20 protein-coding genes are annotated in these 18,860 nt (G+C 50.6%); 13 read left to right on the forward strand and 7 right to left on the reverse strand.

Translation table 11 applies throughout. The features are described 5' to 3' along the window. Window positions 1-17 precede the first annotated feature (17 nt). The 5 genes from pepQ to TW77_RS09575 all read left to right on the forward strand — a co-directional run bounded on the left by pepQ (window position 18) and on the right by TW77_RS09575 (window position 5,314). Complete coding sequence (gene pepQ / locus TW77_RS09555; protein WP_046004755.1) at window positions 18-1,343, forward strand: Xaa-Pro dipeptidase; 1,326 nt, start codon at window positions 18-20, stop codon at window positions 1,341-1,343. Window positions 1,344-1,415: 72 nt separating this feature from the next. Beyond that, the gene (locus tag TW77_RS09560; protein ID WP_046004756.1) at window positions 1,416-2,033 is read left to right on the forward strand and encodes a YigZ family protein; all 618 of its coding nucleotides are present in this window, start codon (window positions 1,416-1,418) and stop codon (window positions 2,031-2,033) included. Window positions 2,034-2,109: 76 nt separating this feature from the next. Continuing rightward, the gene (locus TW77_RS09565) at window positions 2,110-3,561 is read left to right on the forward strand and encodes a TrkH family potassium uptake protein (RefSeq protein ID WP_046004757.1); all 1,452 of its coding nucleotides are present in this window, start codon (window positions 2,110-2,112) and stop codon (window positions 3,559-3,561) included. A gap of 507 nt (window positions 3,562-4,068) precedes the next feature. Continuing rightward, window positions 4,069-4,542 carry a hypothetical protein gene (locus TW77_RS24230; protein WP_156158641.1) on the forward strand — a complete coding sequence of 158 codons (474 nt, stop codon included), beginning with the start codon at window positions 4,069-4,071 and terminating at the stop codon, window positions 4,540-4,542. Window positions 4,543-4,633: 91 nt separating this feature from the next. Continuing rightward, complete coding sequence (locus TW77_RS09575) at window positions 4,634-5,314, forward strand: flagellar brake domain-containing protein (protein ID WP_046004758.1); 681 nt, start codon at window positions 4,634-4,636, stop codon at window positions 5,312-5,314. Between the two features lie 38 nt (window positions 5,315-5,352). Here TW77_RS09575 and trkA read toward each other — a convergent pair whose 3' ends face one another. The 4 genes from trkA to def are packed head-to-tail and all read right to left on the reverse strand — an operon-like array spanning window position 5,353 to window position 9,530. After that, window positions 5,353-6,729 (reverse strand): Trk system potassium transporter TrkA, encoded by a 1,377-nt coding sequence (trkA, locus tag TW77_RS09580; protein WP_046004759.1) that lies wholly within the window; start codon window positions 6,727-6,729, stop codon window positions 5,353-5,355. Between the two features lie 17 nt (window positions 6,730-6,746). Further along, window positions 6,747-8,030 carry a 16S rRNA (cytosine(967)-C(5))-methyltransferase RsmB gene (rsmB, locus tag TW77_RS09585; RefSeq protein ID WP_046004760.1) on the reverse strand — a complete coding sequence of 428 codons (1,284 nt, stop codon included), beginning with the start codon at window positions 8,028-8,030 and terminating at the stop codon, window positions 6,747-6,749. Further along, complete coding sequence (gene fmt, locus TW77_RS09590) at window positions 8,030-8,974, reverse strand: methionyl-tRNA formyltransferase (protein WP_046004761.1); 945 nt, start codon at window positions 8,972-8,974, stop codon at window positions 8,030-8,032. The genes rsmB and fmt overlap by 1 nt, the downstream gene beginning before the upstream one ends. A gap of 46 nt (window positions 8,975-9,020) precedes the next feature. Further along, a complete protein-coding gene (def, locus tag TW77_RS09595) occupies window positions 9,021-9,530 on the reverse strand; it encodes a peptide deformylase (protein WP_046004762.1) in 510 nt (169 codons plus the stop codon). 116 nt (window positions 9,531-9,646) lie between these two features. Here def and TW77_RS09600 point away from each other — a divergent pair, with 116 nt between their 5' ends. From TW77_RS09600 to hemF, 6 genes are all read left to right on the forward strand, one after another. Then, window positions 9,647-10,768: a LysM peptidoglycan-binding domain-containing protein gene (locus TW77_RS09600; protein ID WP_046004763.1), complete on the forward strand. Its 1,122-nt coding sequence runs from the start codon at window positions 9,647-9,649 to the stop codon at window positions 10,766-10,768. Window positions 10,769-10,836: 68 nt separating this feature from the next. Beyond that, window positions 10,837-11,916 (forward strand): DNA-processing protein DprA, encoded by a 1,080-nt coding sequence (gene dprA / locus TW77_RS09605; RefSeq protein ID WP_046004764.1) that lies wholly within the window; start codon window positions 10,837-10,839, stop codon window positions 11,914-11,916. Window positions 11,917-11,918: 2 nt separating this feature from the next. Then, the gene (locus TW77_RS09610; protein ID WP_046004765.1) at window positions 11,919-12,392 is read left to right on the forward strand and encodes a DUF494 family protein; all 474 of its coding nucleotides are present in this window, start codon (window positions 11,919-11,921) and stop codon (window positions 12,390-12,392) included. A gap of 140 nt (window positions 12,393-12,532) precedes the next feature. Then, window positions 12,533-13,102, forward strand: a complete 570-nt coding sequence (locus TW77_RS09615) for a DNA topoisomerase family protein (protein WP_046004766.1) — start codon at window positions 12,533-12,535, stop codon at window positions 13,100-13,102. Next, a complete protein-coding gene (locus TW77_RS09620) occupies window positions 13,099-13,674 on the forward strand; it encodes a Sua5/YciO/YrdC/YwlC family protein (protein ID WP_046004767.1) in 576 nt (191 codons plus the stop codon). The genes TW77_RS09615 and TW77_RS09620 overlap by 4 nt, the downstream gene beginning before the upstream one ends. Next, on the forward strand, window positions 13,674-14,609 hold the full coding sequence (hemF, locus tag TW77_RS09625) for an oxygen-dependent coproporphyrinogen oxidase (RefSeq protein ID WP_046004768.1): 936 nt from the start codon (window positions 13,674-13,676) through the stop codon (window positions 14,607-14,609). The genes TW77_RS09620 and hemF overlap by 1 nt, the downstream gene beginning before the upstream one ends. 55 nt (window positions 14,610-14,664) lie before the next feature. Here the strand turns inward: hemF and TW77_RS09630 are convergent, their stop codons facing one another. Both TW77_RS09630 and TW77_RS09635 read right to left on the reverse strand, forming a co-directional pair. Next, on the reverse strand, window positions 14,665-16,272 hold the full coding sequence (locus tag TW77_RS09630) for a methyl-accepting chemotaxis protein (RefSeq protein ID WP_046004769.1): 1,608 nt from the start codon (window positions 16,270-16,272) through the stop codon (window positions 14,665-14,667). A 103-nt stretch (window positions 16,273-16,375) separates the two neighbouring features. Beyond that, window positions 16,376-16,837 (reverse strand): group II truncated hemoglobin, encoded by a 462-nt coding sequence (locus tag TW77_RS09635; protein ID WP_046004770.1) that lies wholly within the window; start codon window positions 16,835-16,837, stop codon window positions 16,376-16,378. Window positions 16,838-16,866: 29 nt separating this feature from the next. Here TW77_RS09635 and aroE point away from each other — a divergent pair, with 29 nt between their 5' ends. Beyond that, window positions 16,867-17,688: a shikimate dehydrogenase gene (gene aroE / locus TW77_RS09640; protein ID WP_046004771.1), complete on the forward strand. Its 822-nt coding sequence runs from the start codon at window positions 16,867-16,869 to the stop codon at window positions 17,686-17,688. After that, window positions 17,685-17,924 carry a DUF1488 domain-containing protein gene (locus TW77_RS09645; protein ID WP_046004772.1) on the forward strand — a complete coding sequence of 80 codons (240 nt, stop codon included), beginning with the start codon at window positions 17,685-17,687 and terminating at the stop codon, window positions 17,922-17,924. Before aroE ends, TW77_RS09645 begins: the two co-directional genes overlap by 4 nt. Here the strand turns inward: TW77_RS09645 and TW77_RS09650 are convergent. Continuing rightward, complete coding sequence (locus tag TW77_RS09650; RefSeq protein ID WP_046004773.1) at window positions 17,910-18,458, reverse strand: gamma carbonic anhydrase family protein; 549 nt, start codon at window positions 18,456-18,458, stop codon at window positions 17,910-17,912. The two genes, TW77_RS09645 and TW77_RS09650, sit on opposite strands and share 15 nt — an antisense overlap. Window positions 18,459-18,860 lie beyond the last annotated feature (402 nt).

Genomic DNA, 18,860 nt, shown 5'->3' on the forward strand with positions numbered 1-18,860 from the left:
TTAAAATGGGTACACCAATGGAACAATTAGCAAACTTGTATGCCGAGCATATTGCAACGCTGCAACAGCGTACGAAGACCATTATTGAACGTGAGAATCTGGATGGGCTCGTGATCCACTCAGGGCAAGCCAAGCGCCAGTTTCTGGATGATATGTATTATCCGTTCAAGGTGAACCCACAATTTAAAGCGTGGTTACCGGTCATCGATAACCCACACTGCTGGCTGGTGGTCAATGGCACAGACAAGCCTAAGTTGATCTTCTACCGTCCGGTGGATTTCTGGCACAAAGTACCGGATGAGCCGAGCGACTTCTGGGCCGATTACTTTGATATTCAGTTGCTGCTTCAGCCCGATCAGGTTGAGCAATTCTTACCGTACGACAAAGCCAGTCTGGCGTATATTGGCGAGTATCTGGAAGTGGCGCAGGCACTGGGCTTTACGCAGATGAACCCTGAGCCGGTGATGAACTACCTACACTTTCACCGTGCCTACAAGACCAGTTATGAACTGACTTGTTTACGTGAAGCCAACCGCCTGGCTGTGCTGGGCCACAAGGCTGCGCGTGACGCTTTTTATGCCAAAGAGTCTGAGTATGGCATTCAGCAGGCTTACCTGCAGGCCACTGAGCATATGGAAAACGACACGCCGTACGGCAACATCGTGGCACTGAACGAGAACTGCGCCATTTTACATTACACCCATTTTGAGCGCCGCGCCCCGCAGCAGCATGTGTCGTTTTTGATCGATGCCGGTGCCAACTTTAATGGCTATGCGTCTGATATTACCCGTACCTATGACTTTGCTCGCAAGGGCGAGTTTGCCGAACTGATCAAGGTAATGAATACCCACCAGATTGAACTGGGGCAGGCATTACAGCCAGGTAAACTGTATGGCGAGCTACATCTGGATTGCCACAAGCGCGTTGCGCAGGTGCTGATCGATTTCGACATTGTTCGTGGTCTGAGTGTGGAAGGGATCCTGGAGCAGGGCATTACCTCGACTTTCTTCCCGCATGGCCTGGGTCACCACCTTGGCTTGCAGGTTCACGATATGGGTGGCTTTATGGCAGATGAGTTAGGTACACATCAGGCACCGCCGGAAGGGCATCCGTTCCTGCGTTGCACGCGTAAGATTGAAGCCAACCAGGTCTTTACCATTGAGCCTGGTCTGTATTTTATTGACTCACTGCTGGGCGACCTGGCACAGACCGACAACAAACAGTATGTAAACTGGGACAAGGTTGACGCGTTTAAGCCGTTTGGCGGCATTCGCATTGAAGACAATATTATTGTTCATGATGACCATCTGGAAAATATGACTCGGGATTTGGCGCTGGATTAAGCTTTGCCCTGCACCAAACTGAACTATGTTAAACTGGGAGCCAAGTGCTCCCTGTGTTTTTGTTGAATACTCATGTCTGAATACGCCATTCCCAGCAGTTCTATTTCCCATCACGAAGAAATCAAAAAAAGCACCTTTATTGTGCATATCGCCCATACCCCGACACTCGCTGATGCCAAGGCATTTATTCGTTCTATTAACGAGCAGTATCCGGATGCGCGACACAACTGCTGGGCCCATATCGCCGGTGCGCCGGGCGGCAGCCATGTCCTGGGTTTTTCGGATGACGGGGAACCGAATGGGACGGCAGGTAAGCCGATGCTGAACGTTCTGCTTGGCTCCGGGCTGGGCGAGATCACCGCGGTCACAACCCGTTACTTTGGTGGCATTAAGCTGGGCACCGGCGGCCTGGTTCGCGCTTACGGTGGGACATTGAACAATGCACTGGCCGTGCTGCCAACGCAAATTAAGATCCCGGCAAGTACGCTGGTGGGGGAGTCGGACTACGCGCTGCAGGGGAACATAGAGCAGCACCTTAGTAGTCAGTACACAGTGCTGAATATAGATAAACAGTACGGCGCGACGATCCGCTGGGAAATTGAACTAGACAGCCGGGAAGCTAAAACGGCTATGGCGTCGGTATACGATCTCACTCACGGTGCCGTCTCGTTGGTGATCAAACAACCCTGAGCGGTGTTTCGCGGTTTACTAACTGAGTGATGTATTAGACAATCGGGTGTAATTACAATAACTCGCGAATCGCGCCATGCAATTTCGTACCATTATAAAGATACTCGGACAGCTCGTTGCGCTCTTTAGTCTGACTATGGTGCCTCCGGCTCTGGTGTCTTTGATCTACAAGGACGGCGGCGGTGTGCCGTTTGTTCTGGCATTTATCTTTAGTGTCCTGATTGGCCTGATGGCCTACTACCCGAACCGCAAAGAGCAGGGCGACCTGAAGGCCAGAGAGGGCTTCTTGATCGTGGTTTTGTTCTGGCTGGTACTGGGTGCCTTCGCGGCCGTGCCGCTGATCTTCTTAAGTGAGCCTAACCTGTCTTTTGCCGATGCAGTCTTTGAAGCGTTCTCCGGCCTGACAACCACAGGCGCGACGGTACTGACAGGTATCGAGTATTTACCTAAGTCGGTGCTTTTCTATCGTCAGCAACTACAGTGGCTCGGCGGTATGGGGATCATTGTACTGGCCGTTGCCGTACTGCCTATGCTCGGCGTAGGTGGCATGCAGCTGTACCGGGCTGAAACGCCAGGGCCGGTAAAGGACTCCAAGATGACGCCGCGCATTGCCGATACCGCCAAGCATTTATGGTACATCTATGTGACGCTGACACTGGCCTGTACGCTGGCGTATGCCTGGGCAGGCATGAGCTGGTTTGATGCCATTTGTCATGCCTTTGCGACCATCGCCATTGGGGGGTTCTCAACCTATGACGCCTCGATAGGCTACTTCGACAGCCCAATGATCAATGCCATTTGTGTGTTCTTCCTGCTTATTGCAGCGGCTAACTTCTCTTTGCATTATGCGGCCGTGGCGGGTCGGAACATCAAAGTCTATTTCAGAGATCCTGAGCTCAAAGTCTTTTTGTTTATTCAGTTGGCGCTGGTGGTCCTGTGTTTTGCAGTGCTGTCATCCAAGCAGGTGTACAGCAATGGGGATGAAACCCTGGATCACGCTTTGTTTCAGGCGGTCTCTATCAGCACCACCGCCGGCTTTGCCACCGACAGCTTTGCAGCTTGGCCTTTGTTCCTGCCAATTCTGCTGATTTTTTCCAGCTTTATTGGGGGCTGTGCGGGCTCCACCGGCGGCGGTATGAAAGTCGTGCGGGTATTTTTACTCTATCTGCAGGGGATCCGGGAGCTCAATCGTCTGGTTCACCCGCGTGCTATCTATTCAATTAAGTTAGGCCGTAAAGCGTTGCCCGATAAAGTCGTCGAAGCGGTATGGGGCTTTTTCTCAGCCTATGCACTGGTATTTGTGATCATCATGATTGCACTGCTGGGGACCGGGCTGGATAACATCACGGCTTTCTCTGCCACTGCGGCCTGTCTGAATAATTTGGGTCCGGGCCTCGGCGATGTGGCCGCACATTATGGTGACATTCCCGATTCTGCGAAATGGATCCTAACCATCGCCATGGTCTTCGGCCGCCTCGAGATCTTCACCTTACTGGTTCTGTTCACCCCGACATTCTGGCGTGGGTGAGGTCAGACCGATATGCCAGTGGCATATCGCAGCTGGCCGAACGCGAGACCGGGGGCGCCGAGCCTTGGACGGTCGAGCCGGAATACACCACCACGGATGGCTTTAGGCACTTATCTAATCGCAGCTGGCCGAGCCACACTATACCGCCATGGATGGCTTAGGTACCTTTCCCAACTCTCTCCTGTGATGATTACGACTCAAACAAGCTGACCTGATAAAGGTATATTTGTAAATTTAAATTATGTCACTTAACTTTGAAATCAACTTTTTAACAAGTTTAAGCTGTTAAAAATCAAGTGTTTATGTCGTATTTTGGGCGTGTTCAGACTGTTCTAGGTTAATTTCGGTTAAAAAAATATATCAAAAAACGCAAAAAATGCATTTTTTCATTATCGATGGTGTCATATTTGTATCGTCAGGGTTAATACCCGACCTTTTAAGTTGCCCACACAGGAAAGTGGGAGTTGCCAGAAAATAAAATTATGAGGAGTGGCCGGGATGTTTGCCATGTCACAACAAAATAAACACAAAGCAATAGCAGCAGGGATTGTCAGCCAGGTGAATCTGGCTGGTGGCGCTGGTGATTTAACTGAATGTGTGGCTCAGCTTAACCAGTATATGAATGGTGCCGGGAGCTTACAGTACGATAACCACCTGCCGTCTGCGCACGATAGTGTATCACTGCTGCGCTATGATGGGGTTGAGGTCGGCGAGTGCATGATTGGTATTATTTCAGAAAACGCATTATGGCAGACACGCAGTTTACCGCCGCTGGTAATGAAAGCGCAAACGGGTCGGCTGGCCCACAGTCACCATGAACCTATGCTGGGCATTACCTTTATTAGCAAACGCAATGGTGAGCCTATGTTGTTCTTTACTGAGCATTACGAGCAACATCTGGCGTTGAGTACGCTGGAAGTGCAAAGCCGCATGATGACCCTCAGGGATGCTGCAATTTTGCTGAAAGGGTATTTGCAATAAGAATAACCCTGTACCTTTAATGGGGTTTTGGCATTATATTAATTAGATTTTACTGCTACACTATTTGCAGAGTAGTTAGCAGGGTTACAAGATGTTGAAGCGTAAAACGCAACGGAGCAGGAAGCACTTAACGCAAATCCCAGCGGGCAGTTTGATCGATATCGAAATCGTTATGCCGGCCAGCCGGAAACGCGTCCGTACAGAGTTTATCGGGGTGCTTGAAGATCAATATATTATTTTAAACTATCCCAACCCTAAGCGACTCGGCGCGGCGGCAGATTATGTGAAGACAGGCACGGAGATCATCGTCCGGGCCCTGCCTGAAGACAGCAATGGTCAGATCATTGCCTTCAAAGAGAACATTAAAGCCATTAGTAATCACCCCGCGCGGCTTATTTTTCTATTTTACCCTCGTGAAGTACAAACCTATCAGCTGCGTGCCCAAACCCGCGTGCCAGCCCTAATCCCGGCCATTTTACAATTACCTGATTACAATGAAGTTGGGATCATCAAAGACATCTCACTGTCTGGCATGATGTTCGACATTCAAAAAGAGCACCTGCCGGACGACCTGGAATCGGAAAACTGTGAGGTACTGATTGAAGGCAAAGACGACAATGCGTCAGCCATCAAAGGTAAGGTATGTCGTATTATTGAAAGTGCTGAGGGCAATGTGTCTTTGGGGATCCAGGTGGTGGGCCCGGATACCACCATAAAAGCGGTACTAAAAGACTACCTGATTGATTTGTCTATTTTGTCCGACGAGGAATAACACGGGCCAGCCTAAGGTCAGCCCTGAGTTGGTGCGAATTACACAAACAGGGCGCTAACCTGGAAGAGCTTTTCAACAATGCCGATATGCTTTTTATCGATCAGGAACATGATGACATGATCGCCTGAAAGAATAATGGTGTCATCATGGGCAATTAACACTTCGTCATCTCGTACAATGGCACCTATGGTGGTGCCCGCAGGAAGCTTAATATCCCGGATGGCCCGGCCAACCACTTTAGACGTGTTTTCATCACCATGCGCAACTGCTTCGATGGCTTCTGCTGCTCCTTTACGCAATGAGTAAACGTTCACAATATCACCGCGCCTTACATGTGTGAGCAGTGCAGAGATAGTGGCTTGCTGCGGAGAAATAGCAATGTCAATTTCGCCACCCTGAACCAGGTCGACATAAGCGCCCCGCTGGATCAGCACCATGGTCTTTTGCGCGCCCATACGTTTGGCCAGCATGGCGGCCATGATGTTGGCTTCATCATCGTTGGTTACCGCAATAAACACATCAACCTGCTCAATGTGCTCTTCAGATAACAGCTCCTGATCAGAGGCGTCACCACAAAAGACCACGGTATTGTCGAGCATTTCAGACAGCGAAGCGGCCCTGTCATGGTTTCGTTCGATCAGTTTAACACTGTGGTTTTTCTCAAGTGATCGAGCCAGACCGGCACCAATATTACCACCGCCGGCAATCATAATCTTACGGTACGAACGTTCCAGCTTTTGTAGCTCATTCATCACCGCGCGAATATGTTTGGTTGCCGCGATGAAGAAAACCTCATCATCTGCTTCTATGACAGTGGTACCAAGCGGCTTAATCGCTTTACCCTGACGATAAATAGCTGCCACCCGGGTGTCGACATTGGGAATGTGCTCTTTCAGTGCTGACAACGCGTAGCCAACCAGCATACCACCATAATAGGCTTTAACCGCCACCAAAGAGAGCATGCCATCGGCGAATTGCAGTACCTGTAGCGCACCGGGGTAGTCGATCAGGCGACGAATATAACGAGTCACCAGCTGCTCCGGAGCGATATAGTGGTCAACCGGCAGGTCGTCGTTATGAAAGAGCTTTTCCCGATACTTCAGGTATTGCTCAGAGCGGATCCGGGCAATTTTGGTGGGTGTATTAAAAATACTGTAGGCCACCTGACAGGCGATCATATTGACCTCGTCCGAGCTGGTCACCGCAATGACCATATCGGCATCTTCGGCACCGGCTTGCCTGAGCACATCCGGGTGTGCACTGTGCCCGGTCACGCCTTGCAGGTCGTATTTATCCTGCAATTCCCGCAGTCGTTCGCCGTCAATGTCGACCACAGTGATTTCGTTCTGTTCGCCGACCAGGTTTTCGGCCAGTGTACCGCCGACTTGTCCGGCGCCTAAGATGATGATTTTCATAAGCTAGTTTAGCGCTATTATTGTTTTGTCAGCCGTGCATAATAAAAGCCATCGGTATGGCCTGGCAGCAATTGCAATCCGGGTTTATCCGGCGTGTCTTGTGCGTGCAGCGGGGTGAGCTGAGCATCCGCCGTGCGTGCTAAAAACGCCGTTACTTGCTCGGAATTTTCCTGAGGCAGCACAGAGCAGGTTGCGTACACTAACGTACCGCCGGGCTTGAGCAGTGGCCAGATGGCATCCAAAATGCTGGCCTGTAAGGCTGCCAGCTCATCGATGTCGGTGGCACGGCGCAACCATTTGATGTCCGGGTGGCGACGGATAACGCCGGTTGCCGAGCAGGGCACATCTAATAAAATGCGATCAAACTGTTCGCCCTGCCACCAGGTATCCGGTGTTGCAGCATTCGCTTCAAGGCACTGGGCGCTGAGGTGCAGACGCTTAAGGTTTTCGTCGACGCGCTTGAGGCGCTCACCATCGGCATCCAAGGCAATCACATTGGCATCGGCCAGTTCCAGAATATGGCAGGTTTTGCCACCGGGGGCGGCACAGGCATCCAGAATATGCTCGCCATCCTGTGGATCCAGTAACCGGGCTGCCATTTGCGCTGCGGCATCCTGCACTGAGCTGGCACCCTGAGCAAAGTCTGGTAACTGCTGCACATCCACAGGTTTGGTTAGCAAAATGCCATCTGCAAAGTCCGGGTCCAGCGTATGGGCAATGCGTTCAGCATTGAGGCGCGCGGCATAGTCTGCGGTGCTCGACTGGCGTTGGTTTACGCGTAACCACATAGGTGCTTGCTGCTGGTTGTCGTGCAAAATATCTTGCCATTGCTCTGGGTAAGCCGCCTGTAGCTTTTTGATAAACCAGCCCGGATGATTGTATTTGCATACCGGGATAGCATCGGCGCTGGCTTCCAGTGTGTCCTGAGCTCGCTGAAAGTTACGTAATACTGCGTTTATCAGCCCCTTCAAACCGGGGGCCTGAAGCTTATTGGCCGCATTAACGGTTTCGGCGACGGCCGCATGAGAAGGCACTCGCATGTGTTGCAGCTGATAAATACCCACATACAACAAAAACTGAAAGACCCGGTTCTTACCTTTAAGCGGTTGCTCCAGCAGTTGCTGACAATAGTGCTCCAGGCTTGGCAGATAGCGCAAAACGCCATAACAGATCTGTTGTAACAGGGCTCGGTCTTTTAATGGTAACTGACGGCTGGCATAGGGCAATTGGGTCGTCAGTGACTGGCCTTTATCAACAACCTGAAACAGGGTTTGCGCGGCAAGCGCGCGTACATTGGCCATCAGGCACCCACCTGGCTACCGGGGGTTACCCAGTCGCTGCGACCATTTAAAAAGTCTTGTGCCGACATCGGCTTTTTACCTTGAGGCTGAAGCTGTGTGATAGTCAGTGCTTGCTCACCACAAGCAATGGTGATGCCGGCTTTGTCGGCACTGAGTACCTGACCGGGCGTGCCTTGCTGCGATACCACAGTCGCCTGCCAAACCTTAACCGTTTGTCCCTGCATTTGGGTGTAGCAAACCGGCCAGGGATTAAAGGCGCGGATGTTACGCTCAATTTGTGCGGCATCCATTGTCCAGTCTATATTGGCTTCTTCTTTAGAAAGCTTTTTGGCGTAGTTTGCCTGCGCATCATCCTGCGGCTCGGCACTGAGCTTGTCTTCGGCCAGTTTGTCCAGAGTCTCCACTAATGCATCGGGTCCCAGCTCGGCCAGTTTGTTATACAGGCTGGCGCTGGTTTCGTCCTGGTCAATTGGGCAGGTTGCAATGTGCAGCATGTCGCCGGTATCCAGGCCTTCATCCATTTGCATAATGGTGACGCCTGTTTCTTTATCGCCAGCCCAGATAGCACGCTGGATTGGCGCCGCACCACGCCAGCGTGGCAAGATTGAACCATGTACGTTGAGACAGCCAAGTCTTGGCGTATCTAAAATGGCTTTTGGTAATAACAGGCCATAAGCCACCACAACCATCACGTCGGCTTCCAGCGCAGCAAGCTGTGCCTGGGCATCGTCAGACTTGAGAGACTGAGGCTGATAGACCGGCAGGTTATGTTCCAGTGCCAGGGTTTTTACTTCGCTGGCTTTGAGTTTTTTACCGCGGCCGGCAGGGCGGTCGGGCTGGCTGTATACAGCGACAACGTCATGGTGTGATGCGATCAGCGCTGCCAAGTGCTTGGCAGCAAAATCCGGGGTGCCCGCAAAGACAATACGCAGAGATTTGCTCACTTAAGATCCCAGTTTAGGTAGTAATTAATAGTCGGTAACGACACGCTTACGCGCGTGCCGCCAGTTTGGCTTCTTTTTCGATTTTTTTACGGATCCGCTGACGCTTCAGCGGCGACAAGTAATCGATGAACAACTTGCCCTGCAGGTGGTCGAGTTCGTGCTGTACGCACACAGCTAACAAACCATCAGCGTCAAATTCGTAGCTTTCGCCGTGCTCGTTAAGTGCTTTAACGGTAACGGTTTCTGCGCGATCAACTTTGGCGTAGGAATAAGGCACAGACAAACAGCCTTCTTCGCTGATGGTTGAGCCATCTTTGGCCGTGATTTCAGGGTTGATCAATACGCGTGGCTCGTTGCGCTCTTCTGATACATCGATCACCACAATGCGCTGGTGAATATCTACCTGCGTGGCGGCAAGGCCAATACCATTTTCTTCATACATGGTTTCCAGCATGTCCGCGACAATCTGGCGGATCTCGTCATTTACTTCGGCGACCGGTTTTGCAACCGTACGCAAACGCTCATCTGGAAAACTCAGTACTGCTAACTTAGCCATAGATACCTTTTACACTTGAATTAAATGGGGTAATGTATGCTCTTATTTTAGCCATTCACGTTCCCCTTTAACAGGTTTTGGTGGATAATATCGAAAAATAACTCAAGGAAGCCTGCATGAAATCTCATATTGCCGCCCTTTTGCTGGCAACGAGTGCTGTTTTTCCTGCCCTAGCACAAACGCTGGCGGTTAAAACCAGTGCGCCCGAGCGTTATGTCGTTAAAAAAGGGGATACCCTTTGGGATATTTCCAGTCTGTATCTGAACAGTCCCTGGAAGTGGCCTGCATTGTGGCAGTGGAATCCACAAATCAACAATCCGCATCTGATTTATCCCGGGGACGTGTTATCGCTGCACTATGATAGCGAGGGGAATCCACGGCTGAGTCTGGCTAAGGGCGTACGTCGACTCTCCCCTCAGGTCCGTGTTGTCAGTGATAAAAACCAGGCTATTCCGACTTTGCCTTTGGCGGTGATGGAACCCTTTATGCGCTTTGAACAGGCGATGGGGGAGTCAGACTTTGACCAGTTGCCTATGGTGCTGGGCTCAAACTTCAATTACAAAATGAACATTGAAGGGCATCTTTTGTATGTCAAAGGGGATCTGCCTCGTGGTGGTAACTATGGTATTTATCGTAAGGGAGACGCTTATCGCGATCCTGATAACGGCGCGATTTTAGCCTATGAGTCTATTCTGGTCGGGACCGGCCGGGTGGTCAGAACCGGTAATATTGAAGCCGGTAAACCGAGCACAGTGAAGATTGAATCGGTTCGTCGTGAGGTAAAGCCCAGTGACGTGCTGATGCCTATCTCGAGCGGACAAAGTTATTCGGCTAACTTCAAAATGACCCAGCCGGTGCAGGCCATTTCAGGCAACATCATTGCGAGCAGCAATAAGTTGCGTGAGTTCAGCACCATGGCGGTTGTGGTTATCGACTTAGGTCGTAAAGATGACCTGCATGAAGGGAATGTACTTGCAATCCATCGCCAGTCTCCTACAGTGATTGAGAAGGAGTCGGGTCCGAGTTATATCGAAGATGCCAGCAGCCTGGACAAAGTGATCACGCAAGTGAGCGAATGGTTTGGTGAAGAGAACGACGAAGACAGCGTCGTCTGGCATATGCCAAAAGAACAGGTCGGCGAACTCATGTTGTTCAAAGTGTATGACAACATCAGTTATGCCATGGTGACCAAAACACGCCAGCCCGTCAGAGTGGGGGATTCTGTCAGCAGTCGTTAATCCCGCAGCTTGCCTTAGTATGATTTCATGGTTTTAGCACAGGAGTGCACTTTGCTCAGGGAGGGCGCATGGCAACACTGGATTTACGGCACAGTCTGGCACTGAGGATATGTCCCGGGCTGGGCAGCAATACAATGGAGCGGGCTATTCAGCACATCACGCCCGCCGAACTTTTCACTGTTTCGTCCCTCAGGTTGCATGAAGTGGGGCTGCCTCAGGACGCAATCCACTACCTTCAAGCACCAGACTGGCACTTTATCGATACCCTGATCCAGCGATGCATCGCACAGCACATTCAGCTGGTTGGCTACTTTGACGCCGCTTACCCGCCATTATTAAAACAGATCAGCAGCGCGCCTTTGATGCTCTTTTGCAAAGGCCGGTTGTCTTTATTATCTGAGCCACAAATTGCCATCGTGGGCAGTCGTAATGCAACAGCCACCGGGCTGGAGATTGCCAGGGAGTTTGGCCGGTCACTCAGTGGTGCGGGCATGACGGTGACTTCGGGGCTGGCCAGAGGCGTGGATGGCGCAGCCCATCAGGGCGCACTGAGCCAGGGGGGCGCCACTCTGGCTGTACTGGGGACCGGGGTCGATGTGGTCTATCCGCGCCGTCACAATACTTTATATCAGCAGGTCGCCGAGCAGGGGTTACTGGTGAGCGAATTTTTACCGGGCAGCCAACCTAAAGCCGAGCACTTTCCACGTCGCAATCGGATTATTTCAGGCCTCTCGCTGGGTGTGCTGGTGGTCGAGGCCGAAATAAAAAGTGGCTCATTGATCACCGCACGTTACGCCCTGGAGCAAAACAAAGAGGTGTTTGCCGTGCCAGGTTCAATCCGTAACCCCTTGTCTCAGGGGTGCCATTATTTGCTCAAAGACGGTGCAAAATTGACAGAGCGGATAGAGGATATTCTCGAAGAGGTAAGATTTTTCTCCGAAAACGGTCTATATATAGTAGAAAGTGACCAAAAACAGGAGCACTGCCCCGTATTGCAGCATCTCGGCTTTGAGGTAACCAGTGTAGATACCTTATCGCAGAGGACCCAGTGGCCAGTAGAGAAGGTGCTTGCCAGACTACTGGACCTTGAGCTTGAAGACAAAGTAGAACGCGTACTAGACGGCTACATCAAATTAGCGAGGGGTTAATTATGTTTGATATCCTAATGTATTTATTCGAAAACTATATTCACAGCGAAGCGGATATCTTCGTCGAACAAAACGAACTCACTGATGAACTGGTCGGGGCCGGTTTCAATCAAGACGAGATTTACAAAGCACTGGACTGGCTGGAGCAATTGGCCGATTTACAGCAGTCTGATGAAATTCCTTATTTAAACGCCCGCCCGGATAGCGCGATCCGGATCTACACTGAGCAAGAATGTGCCATGCTGGACATCGAATGTCGGGGCTTTTTGATGTTTGTTGAGCAAATAGGTGTGATAGATTGCACGACCCGAGAAATGGTCATTGACCGCTTATGTGCACTGGATAAACCGGCAATCTGCCTGGACGATTTAAAATGGGTGATCCTGATGGTGCTATTCAATGTTCCAGGTAAAGAACATGCCTATGCCCAGATGGAGGACCTGATCTTCGAAGAACCCACAGGTCCGCTGCATTAACCCCCTTACCTTCATTGAGGGGCACAGCTTCGTTAGGTCAGGCGAGTTGCCTGGCTGACGCTTCTTTGTTCCTTATATCACTTTCCCTTGATACTATTACGAACGCACAGCCATTGGGGTGAAGTAGACGGGGACTTGTTATGAGTAAAATAGATCATTCGTTGTTTAATGCAGACCAGCATGCCCTGGAGCGGGAGTACGAAGTATGCCCCAAGTGTGGCTCTGAACTGGTGATCAAGCACAGTAAGTCGGGCCCTTTCCTTGGCTGTGCCAGTTATCCCGCGTGCGATTATATTCGCGCCATCGCGCATCATGATAACCATGATATTAAGGTGCTCGAAGACAGCGCCTGTCCTTTGTGTAGCGAGCCACTGGTTGTACGTAATGGTCGCTATGGCATGTTTATCGGGTGTACTGGCTATCCTCAGTGTCACTATATTGCCCACGATGATGAACCCGAAGAAACGCCGGGCCCGTCCTGTCCCAAGTGCCAAAAAGGCACCTTGCACAAACGCAAGAATAAGTATGGCAAGTTTTTTTATGCCTGCGATGCATACCCACAGTGCAAGTACAGTGTGAATCACCCGCCGGTTGCACACCCTTGTGAGGCCTGTGGCTGGCCCGTCATGGTGCAAAAACACCGGGGTGGAAAAGCTGTGCTACAATGCCCGCAGAAAGTTTGTCAGCATACAATTGAGGAGCCTCAGTGAGCGAACAAGATACGCAACGTCAGTTACCCCAAAATGCCGTCGAAGCATTACAACAGGGGGGACTGATCTGTTACCCGACCGAAGCCATTTTTGGTCTGGGCTGTGATCCCGATAACAAACAAGCCGTCCATGCGCTGTTGGCACTGAAAGACCGCCCGGTAGAAAAAGGGCTGATCCTAATTGCCGATAATTTTGCTCAGTGCTTGCCGTACGTCGATGACAGTAAAATCCCGCAGGACAAACGCGCAGAAATATTTTCATCCTGGCCTGGTCCGGTGACTTGGCTGTTACCAGTAAAAGCGAGCGCACCAGAATGGGTGACGGGTGGCAACCCGAGTATCGCAATTCGCGTGACCGATCACCCTGTCGTGAAAGAATTGTGTCAGGCATTTGACAAACCGATTGTGTCTACCAGCGCCAACTTCAGTGGCGAAGAGCCGGCTAAGACCTTGGCAGAAGCTCAGGCGGCATTTGGTGATCGGGTGGCATTTTATCAGGCGGGTGAGCTGGGTAAGCAGACCAGTCCAAGTCAGATCCGTGATGCCTTAAGTGGCAAGATCATAAGGAGTTAATGACGTTGAGTCAGGTAAACCTAGAATCCGTTAAAGCCTTCTTGCTCGCCCTGCAGGACGAAATCTGTCAGGGTCTGGAGCAGGCGGATGGCAGCGGTAAATTTGTTGAAGATGCATGGCAGCGTGAAGAGGGCGGCGGTGGTCGTACGCGTGTCATGCGCGACGGTGCTGTAATTGAGCAAGGGGGCGTGAACTTCTCCCATGTGTATGGTGCCTCTATGCCAGCTTCTGCCACAGCCCACCGGCCTGAACTGGCAGGGCGCAGTTTCCATGCCTGTGGTGTGTCTTTGGTGATTCACCCCAAAAACCCGCATATTCCTACCAGTCACGCCAATGTGCGTTTCTTCATCGCCGAAAAAGAAGGTGAAGACCCTATCTGGTGGTTTGGTGGTGGCTTTGATCTCACGCCTTTCTATCCGGTGCTCGAAGATGTCAAGCACTGGCATGGTGTTGCCAAAGCGGTATGTGAGCCGTTTGGTGAGCAAGTCTATGATGACTATAAAAAATGGTGTGACGATTACTTCTATCTCAAGCATCGCAAAGAAACCCGGGGTGTGGGTGGTTTGTTCTTTGACGATCTCAACCAGTGGGGTTTCGATACCAGCTTTGCCTTTATGCAAGCTGTAGGCAAAGGTTTCCTGGATGCATATGTGCCCATCATGGAAAAGCGTAAAGATACGCCATTCAGCGAGGCACAGCGCCAGTTCCAGTTATATCGTCGCGGCCGATATGTGGAGTTTAACCTGGTCTGGGACCGTGGTACTTTGTTTGGTCTGCAAACGGGTGGACGAACAGAGTCTATTCTGATGTCGATGCCACCGCTGGCACGCTGGGAATACGACTTTACGCCGGCCGAAGACGCGCCTGAGGCATTATTGTATAAGCACTTTTTGCGCCCAAGAGACTGGCTGGCGATGTCTACGTTAGATGACTAGCTTGATTACACATTAAAAAAGGCGCCGGTGGCGCCTTTTTTGTATCAGGGTAATGTTATTCCAATCGGAAACTACGCACCTGCTCATCCAAAGAGCGGGCCAGGTCGAGCAGATTTTCACTGATCTGTTTGCTGCCATGGGCATCAATCAGAGATTGCTCAGCGTTGTCTCGAATTGCCACCACACTTTGATTGATCTCCTCGGCGGCCAGGTTCTGCTGCTCCGTTGCATCGGCAATTTGCACATTCAGTGCATTGATCTCATGCATCTGATTCGAAATATCCTTGAGTGCCTGTGCCACCTGCTTGACCTGCATGGCGCGATCATCCGCTTCCTCACAAGATGCGCTCATTGCACTAACCGTTTGCGCGGCTTCGTTTTGCAGCTTGTCTATGGTGCGTTTTATTTCGTCGGTTGAATCATGCGTTCGGGTGGCCAGGGTGCGTACTTCGTCGGCAACCACGGCAAACCCGCGGCCTGCTTCACCGGCGCGGGCCGCTTCGATGGCGGCATTCAGTGCCAGTAAGTTTGTTTGCTCGGCAATGCTGCTGATCACTTCCAGTACTTTACCCACTTCCAGGGTTTGTGTCTGAAGCTGGCTAACCTGCTCTGCCGCCTGGCGCACATCGCGTGCCAGCTGATTAATGCTTTGCTCTGTACGTTCTGCCACAGCCATGCTTTGCTCGGCAAGGTGGTTACTGCTGTCAGATTTCTCAGACGCAAAGTGGGTGGTGTTTTTCACTTCACTGGATGAGCTTTCCAGCTCATTGATAGCCGCAGCAACTGAGTCCGTGCCTTGCTTTTGCTCCTGAATAGCCCGCTCGGTCGTATCCGCTGCATTGTAGATCTGCTCGGCAGACTGGATCAGCACATGCGATGAGGCCGACACCTGAGCAATGTTGTCTTTAAATGATGCCATCATCTTATTAAAGTTGATGGCCAGCCTACCTAGTTCATCATCTATGGTATCGTCGATACGTAGCGACAGATCTTTGTTCTGGGTTGCCAGACGCATCGTACGGCCCAGCGTTTTCAGGCGCACAATAAAGAGCTTGCGAAAAAGAATACCCAGAATGACAAACGTCGTGGCAAAAATGCCCGTCAGTAAGCCAGTGCTCAGCCAGGTGTTGCTGTGGACCGTGTCATCAATATCTTCAAGAGAGTAACTGATCCGCACTGCACCAAGCACGTCGCCTTCTTGTGCCTGATGGCAACCCAGACAGTTAGTCCCTTTATAGTCTTCCTTTGCGACCATCGGCTTAAGGTAGGTCATGATACGCTTGCCGTCGCGCTGTTCAATAACCAGGGTTTCCTGACCCCGTAATGCTGCCCGCTCGACCTCGCTGGTGGGTTGCTGATTGGGGTTGCCCGTACCATACAGCTTATTGATTTTGTCACCACGAATAATATGTGCGTCTTCAATGTTATCGTGATTACGCATTTTATCGCTGAGGATCTCGCGATTGGCCATTGTGCCGGTGAGCATCATAGTGTTGATAGAATCGAAATAATTGTCTGCCAACAAACGAATATTGGTCTCGACGGTTTCTTCGGCCAGTTGTTTTTGCTGACTGGAGTTACTTAATATACTGGCGATCAGCACCAGTACGCCGGTAATGGCAAGTAACGCATAAATTTTATGTTGAATGGATTTCACACGCATCGCACCTTAAAAAAGCAGAGCCGTTATTATGCGTGTTTAGTAACCAGGGCAGTTTGACTTAGCGCAAAAAATTATTGCGCTAATTTAATATAAAATTAATACTTTAGTCGTGATTTATCATGTGTGTGGCTAATTGAGCCAGCGATTTTCGCAATCCTTCTCGTAACAAAGGGTTGTCGACTTCCTGATCGAGGGCTTTGTCCATGCAGTACATCCACTGGTCGCGCAGCTCTTTATTTATCGTAAATGGCATATGGCGCATTCTGAGCCTGGGGTGACCATATTGTTCTGCAAACAAGTCCGGACCGCCCAGCCAGCCGGAGAGAAACTCGAAAAATACCTGACGGATGCGATCCAGTGGTAACGGGTGCATGTCATATAAAGGTTTAGCGTAGGGGTCACTTTCCATAATGTCATAGAAGCGGTTGGCCAGCGCTCGGGTGCCAGCTTCGCCACCGATGATCTCATAAGGTGTTTTCTCGGGCGTCGGAGCCTGATGGGTTGCATCTGAGGATGGATTGTCACTTGCATCTTGATTAAAGATGCGTTTAATTAACTGCTTCATATAACATCACTATATCGTTAGGCCGTTCAATGGATAAATACGCGGTTTTTGGAAACCCGATTAAGCATTCTAAATCTCCTGTCATTCATACGCAATTTGCTGGTCAGTTTAATTCGGTCATTGAGTACCGAGCCATACTGGCTGAATTGTCTGAATTCGAATCGACTGTAATGGAATTTTTTGCCCAGGGTGGTCTGGGTGCCAATGTCACTTTGCCCTTTAAAGAGCGCGCGTATCAATTGGCTGGCCAGTTGACGGAGCGAGCCAGGTTAGCTGGAGCAGTCAATACTTTGATGCCACAAACAGATGGTTCAATACTGGGCGACAATACCGATGGTGCAGGGCTGGTTGCTGACTTACTGCGCCATATCGAGACCTTATCAGGTGCCACAGTCCTGCTGATTGGCGCGGGAGGCGCTGCGCGTGGCTGTGTTTATCCACTTTTGCAAGCCGGGGCTGCGAGTGTAGTGATTGCCAATCGTACCGCAGAAAAAGCACAGCAACTTGCCCAGTTGTTTGCTGAATATGGCGAGGTGCAGGGCGTTGCACTAAATGACATTCCTGATAAGCACTATGATCTGGTGATTAACTCAACGTCATCGAGTGTCACAGGGCAGGTGCCAGACGTCGACCCTCTGCATGTCAGCAGCTGCGCACTGGCGTATGACATGTTTTATAGCGATCAGCAAACAGCCTTTTTGGCTTGGGTCACTGAGTATAATGCGAAAGCGCACTGTGTGGATGGTATGGGCATGCTGGTGGGGCAGGCTGCTGAAGCGTTTGCCCTATGGCGAGGTCAAACCCCAGAGATAGCCCCTGTGCTGAGTGCGATGAAAGAGGGCAGACTATGAATCAGCAGATCCTGATCAATGATGATATTCACTACGATGATACACGCCAGTGCTTGGTATTCACCGCTATGGCATCAGGCATGCTGGTTTCTTGTGTGATTGAGACCACGCTGTCAAAAGAGCAGGCGCTCGCACACTTTAAAGCACACCAGTTTGACTACGAAATGCAGGCCGAGAAGCAAATTGAAGAAGAGGCGTACTCGGCCCAGGGGGAAATTGAACTAGTCCAGCTCTGACAGGTAGTCATCTTTGAGTTCGACATAGTTCTGCGCCGATGTTTTTAAAAAGGCGATCTCCTGCTCGTTAAGTGGCCGAGCTTGCTTAACCGGGCTGCCAACATACAGGTAGCCCGACTCCAGGCGTTTATTAGGAGGCACCAAAGCACCACCACCTATGATCACGTCGTCCTCTACCACGACATTGTCCATAACAATTGCGCCCATGCCGACCAGGATGCGATTGCCCAGCTGGCAGCCATGCAACATCACTTTGTGGCCAACGGTCACATCATCTCCAATGATCAGAGGGTAACCATCCGGGTTTGAAGCACTTGAGCGAGTAAGGTGTAATACGCTGCCATCCTGAACATTGGTACGTTTGCCAATCTTGATAAAGTTCACGTCTCCTCGCGCTGCGACTAAAGGCCAGACACTGCTGTCTTCTTCTACTTCTATATCGCCAACCAAAACGGCGCTCTCATCTACATACACGCCGGCCGCTAATTTTGGGGTTTTGCTTTTATAACTTCTGCCTTTGTATTTGTTTGTCATTTTAGTATCCCTTTATTACCTGCTGTTACCGCTATTCTTGGTACTGAGTTCAGTGTAGAGCTTTGCTCTATAGATCTCCAGCCCCGCATAAAGCGCAATATTGCATGTTTTACATGCATTTTTGCACTGTTTGGTATGATTTTCATTCGAACGCGCCATTTTTCTCACTTTTCTTCAAAAAAGGGGTTGCGCTGAGTTTCGATTTCCCTATAATGCGCATCCACCGACACGGGGCACAACGCTGAAAAGCAATGAGCCAGCGAGTTGGGAGTCAAATAAAACTTGATTCTGAAACTTTTCAAAATTAAGTGTTGACATAAAATGGGAAGTGATTAGAATGCACAACCCTCAGCGCTAACAGCGCAGCGACATTAAGTCGCTCTGTTCTTTAAAAATATGAAG

This window comes from Pseudoalteromonas rubra, assembly GCF_000967655.1.
Classification (GTDB): domain Bacteria; phylum Pseudomonadota; class Gammaproteobacteria; order Enterobacterales; family Alteromonadaceae; genus Pseudoalteromonas; species Pseudoalteromonas rubra_A.

What these genes read in the sequence shown, in the direction of transcription:
- aroE (WP_046004771.1), top strand. Translation starts at nt 16,867, where the DNA reads ATGGATAAATACGCGGTTTTTGGAAACCCGATTAAGCATTCTAAATCT.
- TW77_RS09635 (WP_046004770.1), bottom strand. Translation starts at nt 16,837, where the DNA reads ATGAAGCAGTTAATTAAACGCATCTTTAATCAAGATGCAAGTGACAAT.
- TW77_RS24230 (WP_156158641.1), top strand. Translation starts at nt 4,069, where the DNA reads ATGTCACAACAAAATAAACACAAAGCAATAGCAGCAGGGATTGTCAGC.
- hemF (WP_046004768.1), top strand. Translation starts at nt 13,674, where the DNA reads ATGACGTTGAGTCAGGTAAACCTAGAATCCGTTAAAGCCTTCTTGCTC.
- TW77_RS09610 (WP_046004765.1), top strand. Translation starts at nt 11,919, where the DNA reads ATGTTTGATATCCTAATGTATTTATTCGAAAACTATATTCACAGCGAA.
- TW77_RS09645 (WP_046004772.1), top strand. Translation starts at nt 17,685, where the DNA reads ATGAATCAGCAGATCCTGATCAATGATGATATTCACTACGATGATACA.
- TW77_RS09630 (WP_046004769.1), bottom strand. Translation starts at nt 16,272, where the DNA reads ATGCGTGTGAAATCCATTCAACATAAAATTTATGCGTTACTTGCCATT.
- TW77_RS09650 (WP_046004773.1), bottom strand. Translation starts at nt 18,458, where the DNA reads ATGACAAACAAATACAAAGGCAGAAGTTATAAAAGCAAAACCCCAAAA.
- trkA (WP_046004759.1), bottom strand. Translation starts at nt 6,729, where the DNA reads ATGAAAATCATCATCTTAGGCGCCGGACAAGTCGGCGGTACACTGGCC.
- TW77_RS09565 (WP_046004757.1), top strand. Translation starts at nt 2,110, where the DNA reads ATGCAATTTCGTACCATTATAAAGATACTCGGACAGCTCGTTGCGCTC.
- def (WP_046004762.1), bottom strand. Translation starts at nt 9,530, where the DNA reads ATGGCTAAGTTAGCAGTACTGAGTTTTCCAGATGAGCGTTTGCGTACG.
- rsmB (WP_046004760.1), bottom strand. Translation starts at nt 8,030, where the DNA reads ATGGCCAATGTACGCGCGCTTGCCGCGCAAACCCTGTTTCAGGTTGTT.
- dprA (WP_046004764.1), top strand. Translation starts at nt 10,837, where the DNA reads ATGGCAACACTGGATTTACGGCACAGTCTGGCACTGAGGATATGTCCC.
- TW77_RS09600 (WP_046004763.1), top strand. Translation starts at nt 9,647, where the DNA reads ATGAAATCTCATATTGCCGCCCTTTTGCTGGCAACGAGTGCTGTTTTT.
- TW77_RS09560 (WP_046004756.1), top strand. Translation starts at nt 1,416, where the DNA reads ATGTCTGAATACGCCATTCCCAGCAGTTCTATTTCCCATCACGAAGAA.
- pepQ (WP_046004755.1), top strand. Translation starts at nt 18, where the DNA reads ATGGAACAATTAGCAAACTTGTATGCCGAGCATATTGCAACGCTGCAA.
- TW77_RS09615 (WP_046004766.1), top strand. Translation starts at nt 12,533, where the DNA reads ATGAGTAAAATAGATCATTCGTTGTTTAATGCAGACCAGCATGCCCTG.
- TW77_RS09575 (WP_046004758.1), top strand. Translation starts at nt 4,634, where the DNA reads ATGTTGAAGCGTAAAACGCAACGGAGCAGGAAGCACTTAACGCAAATC.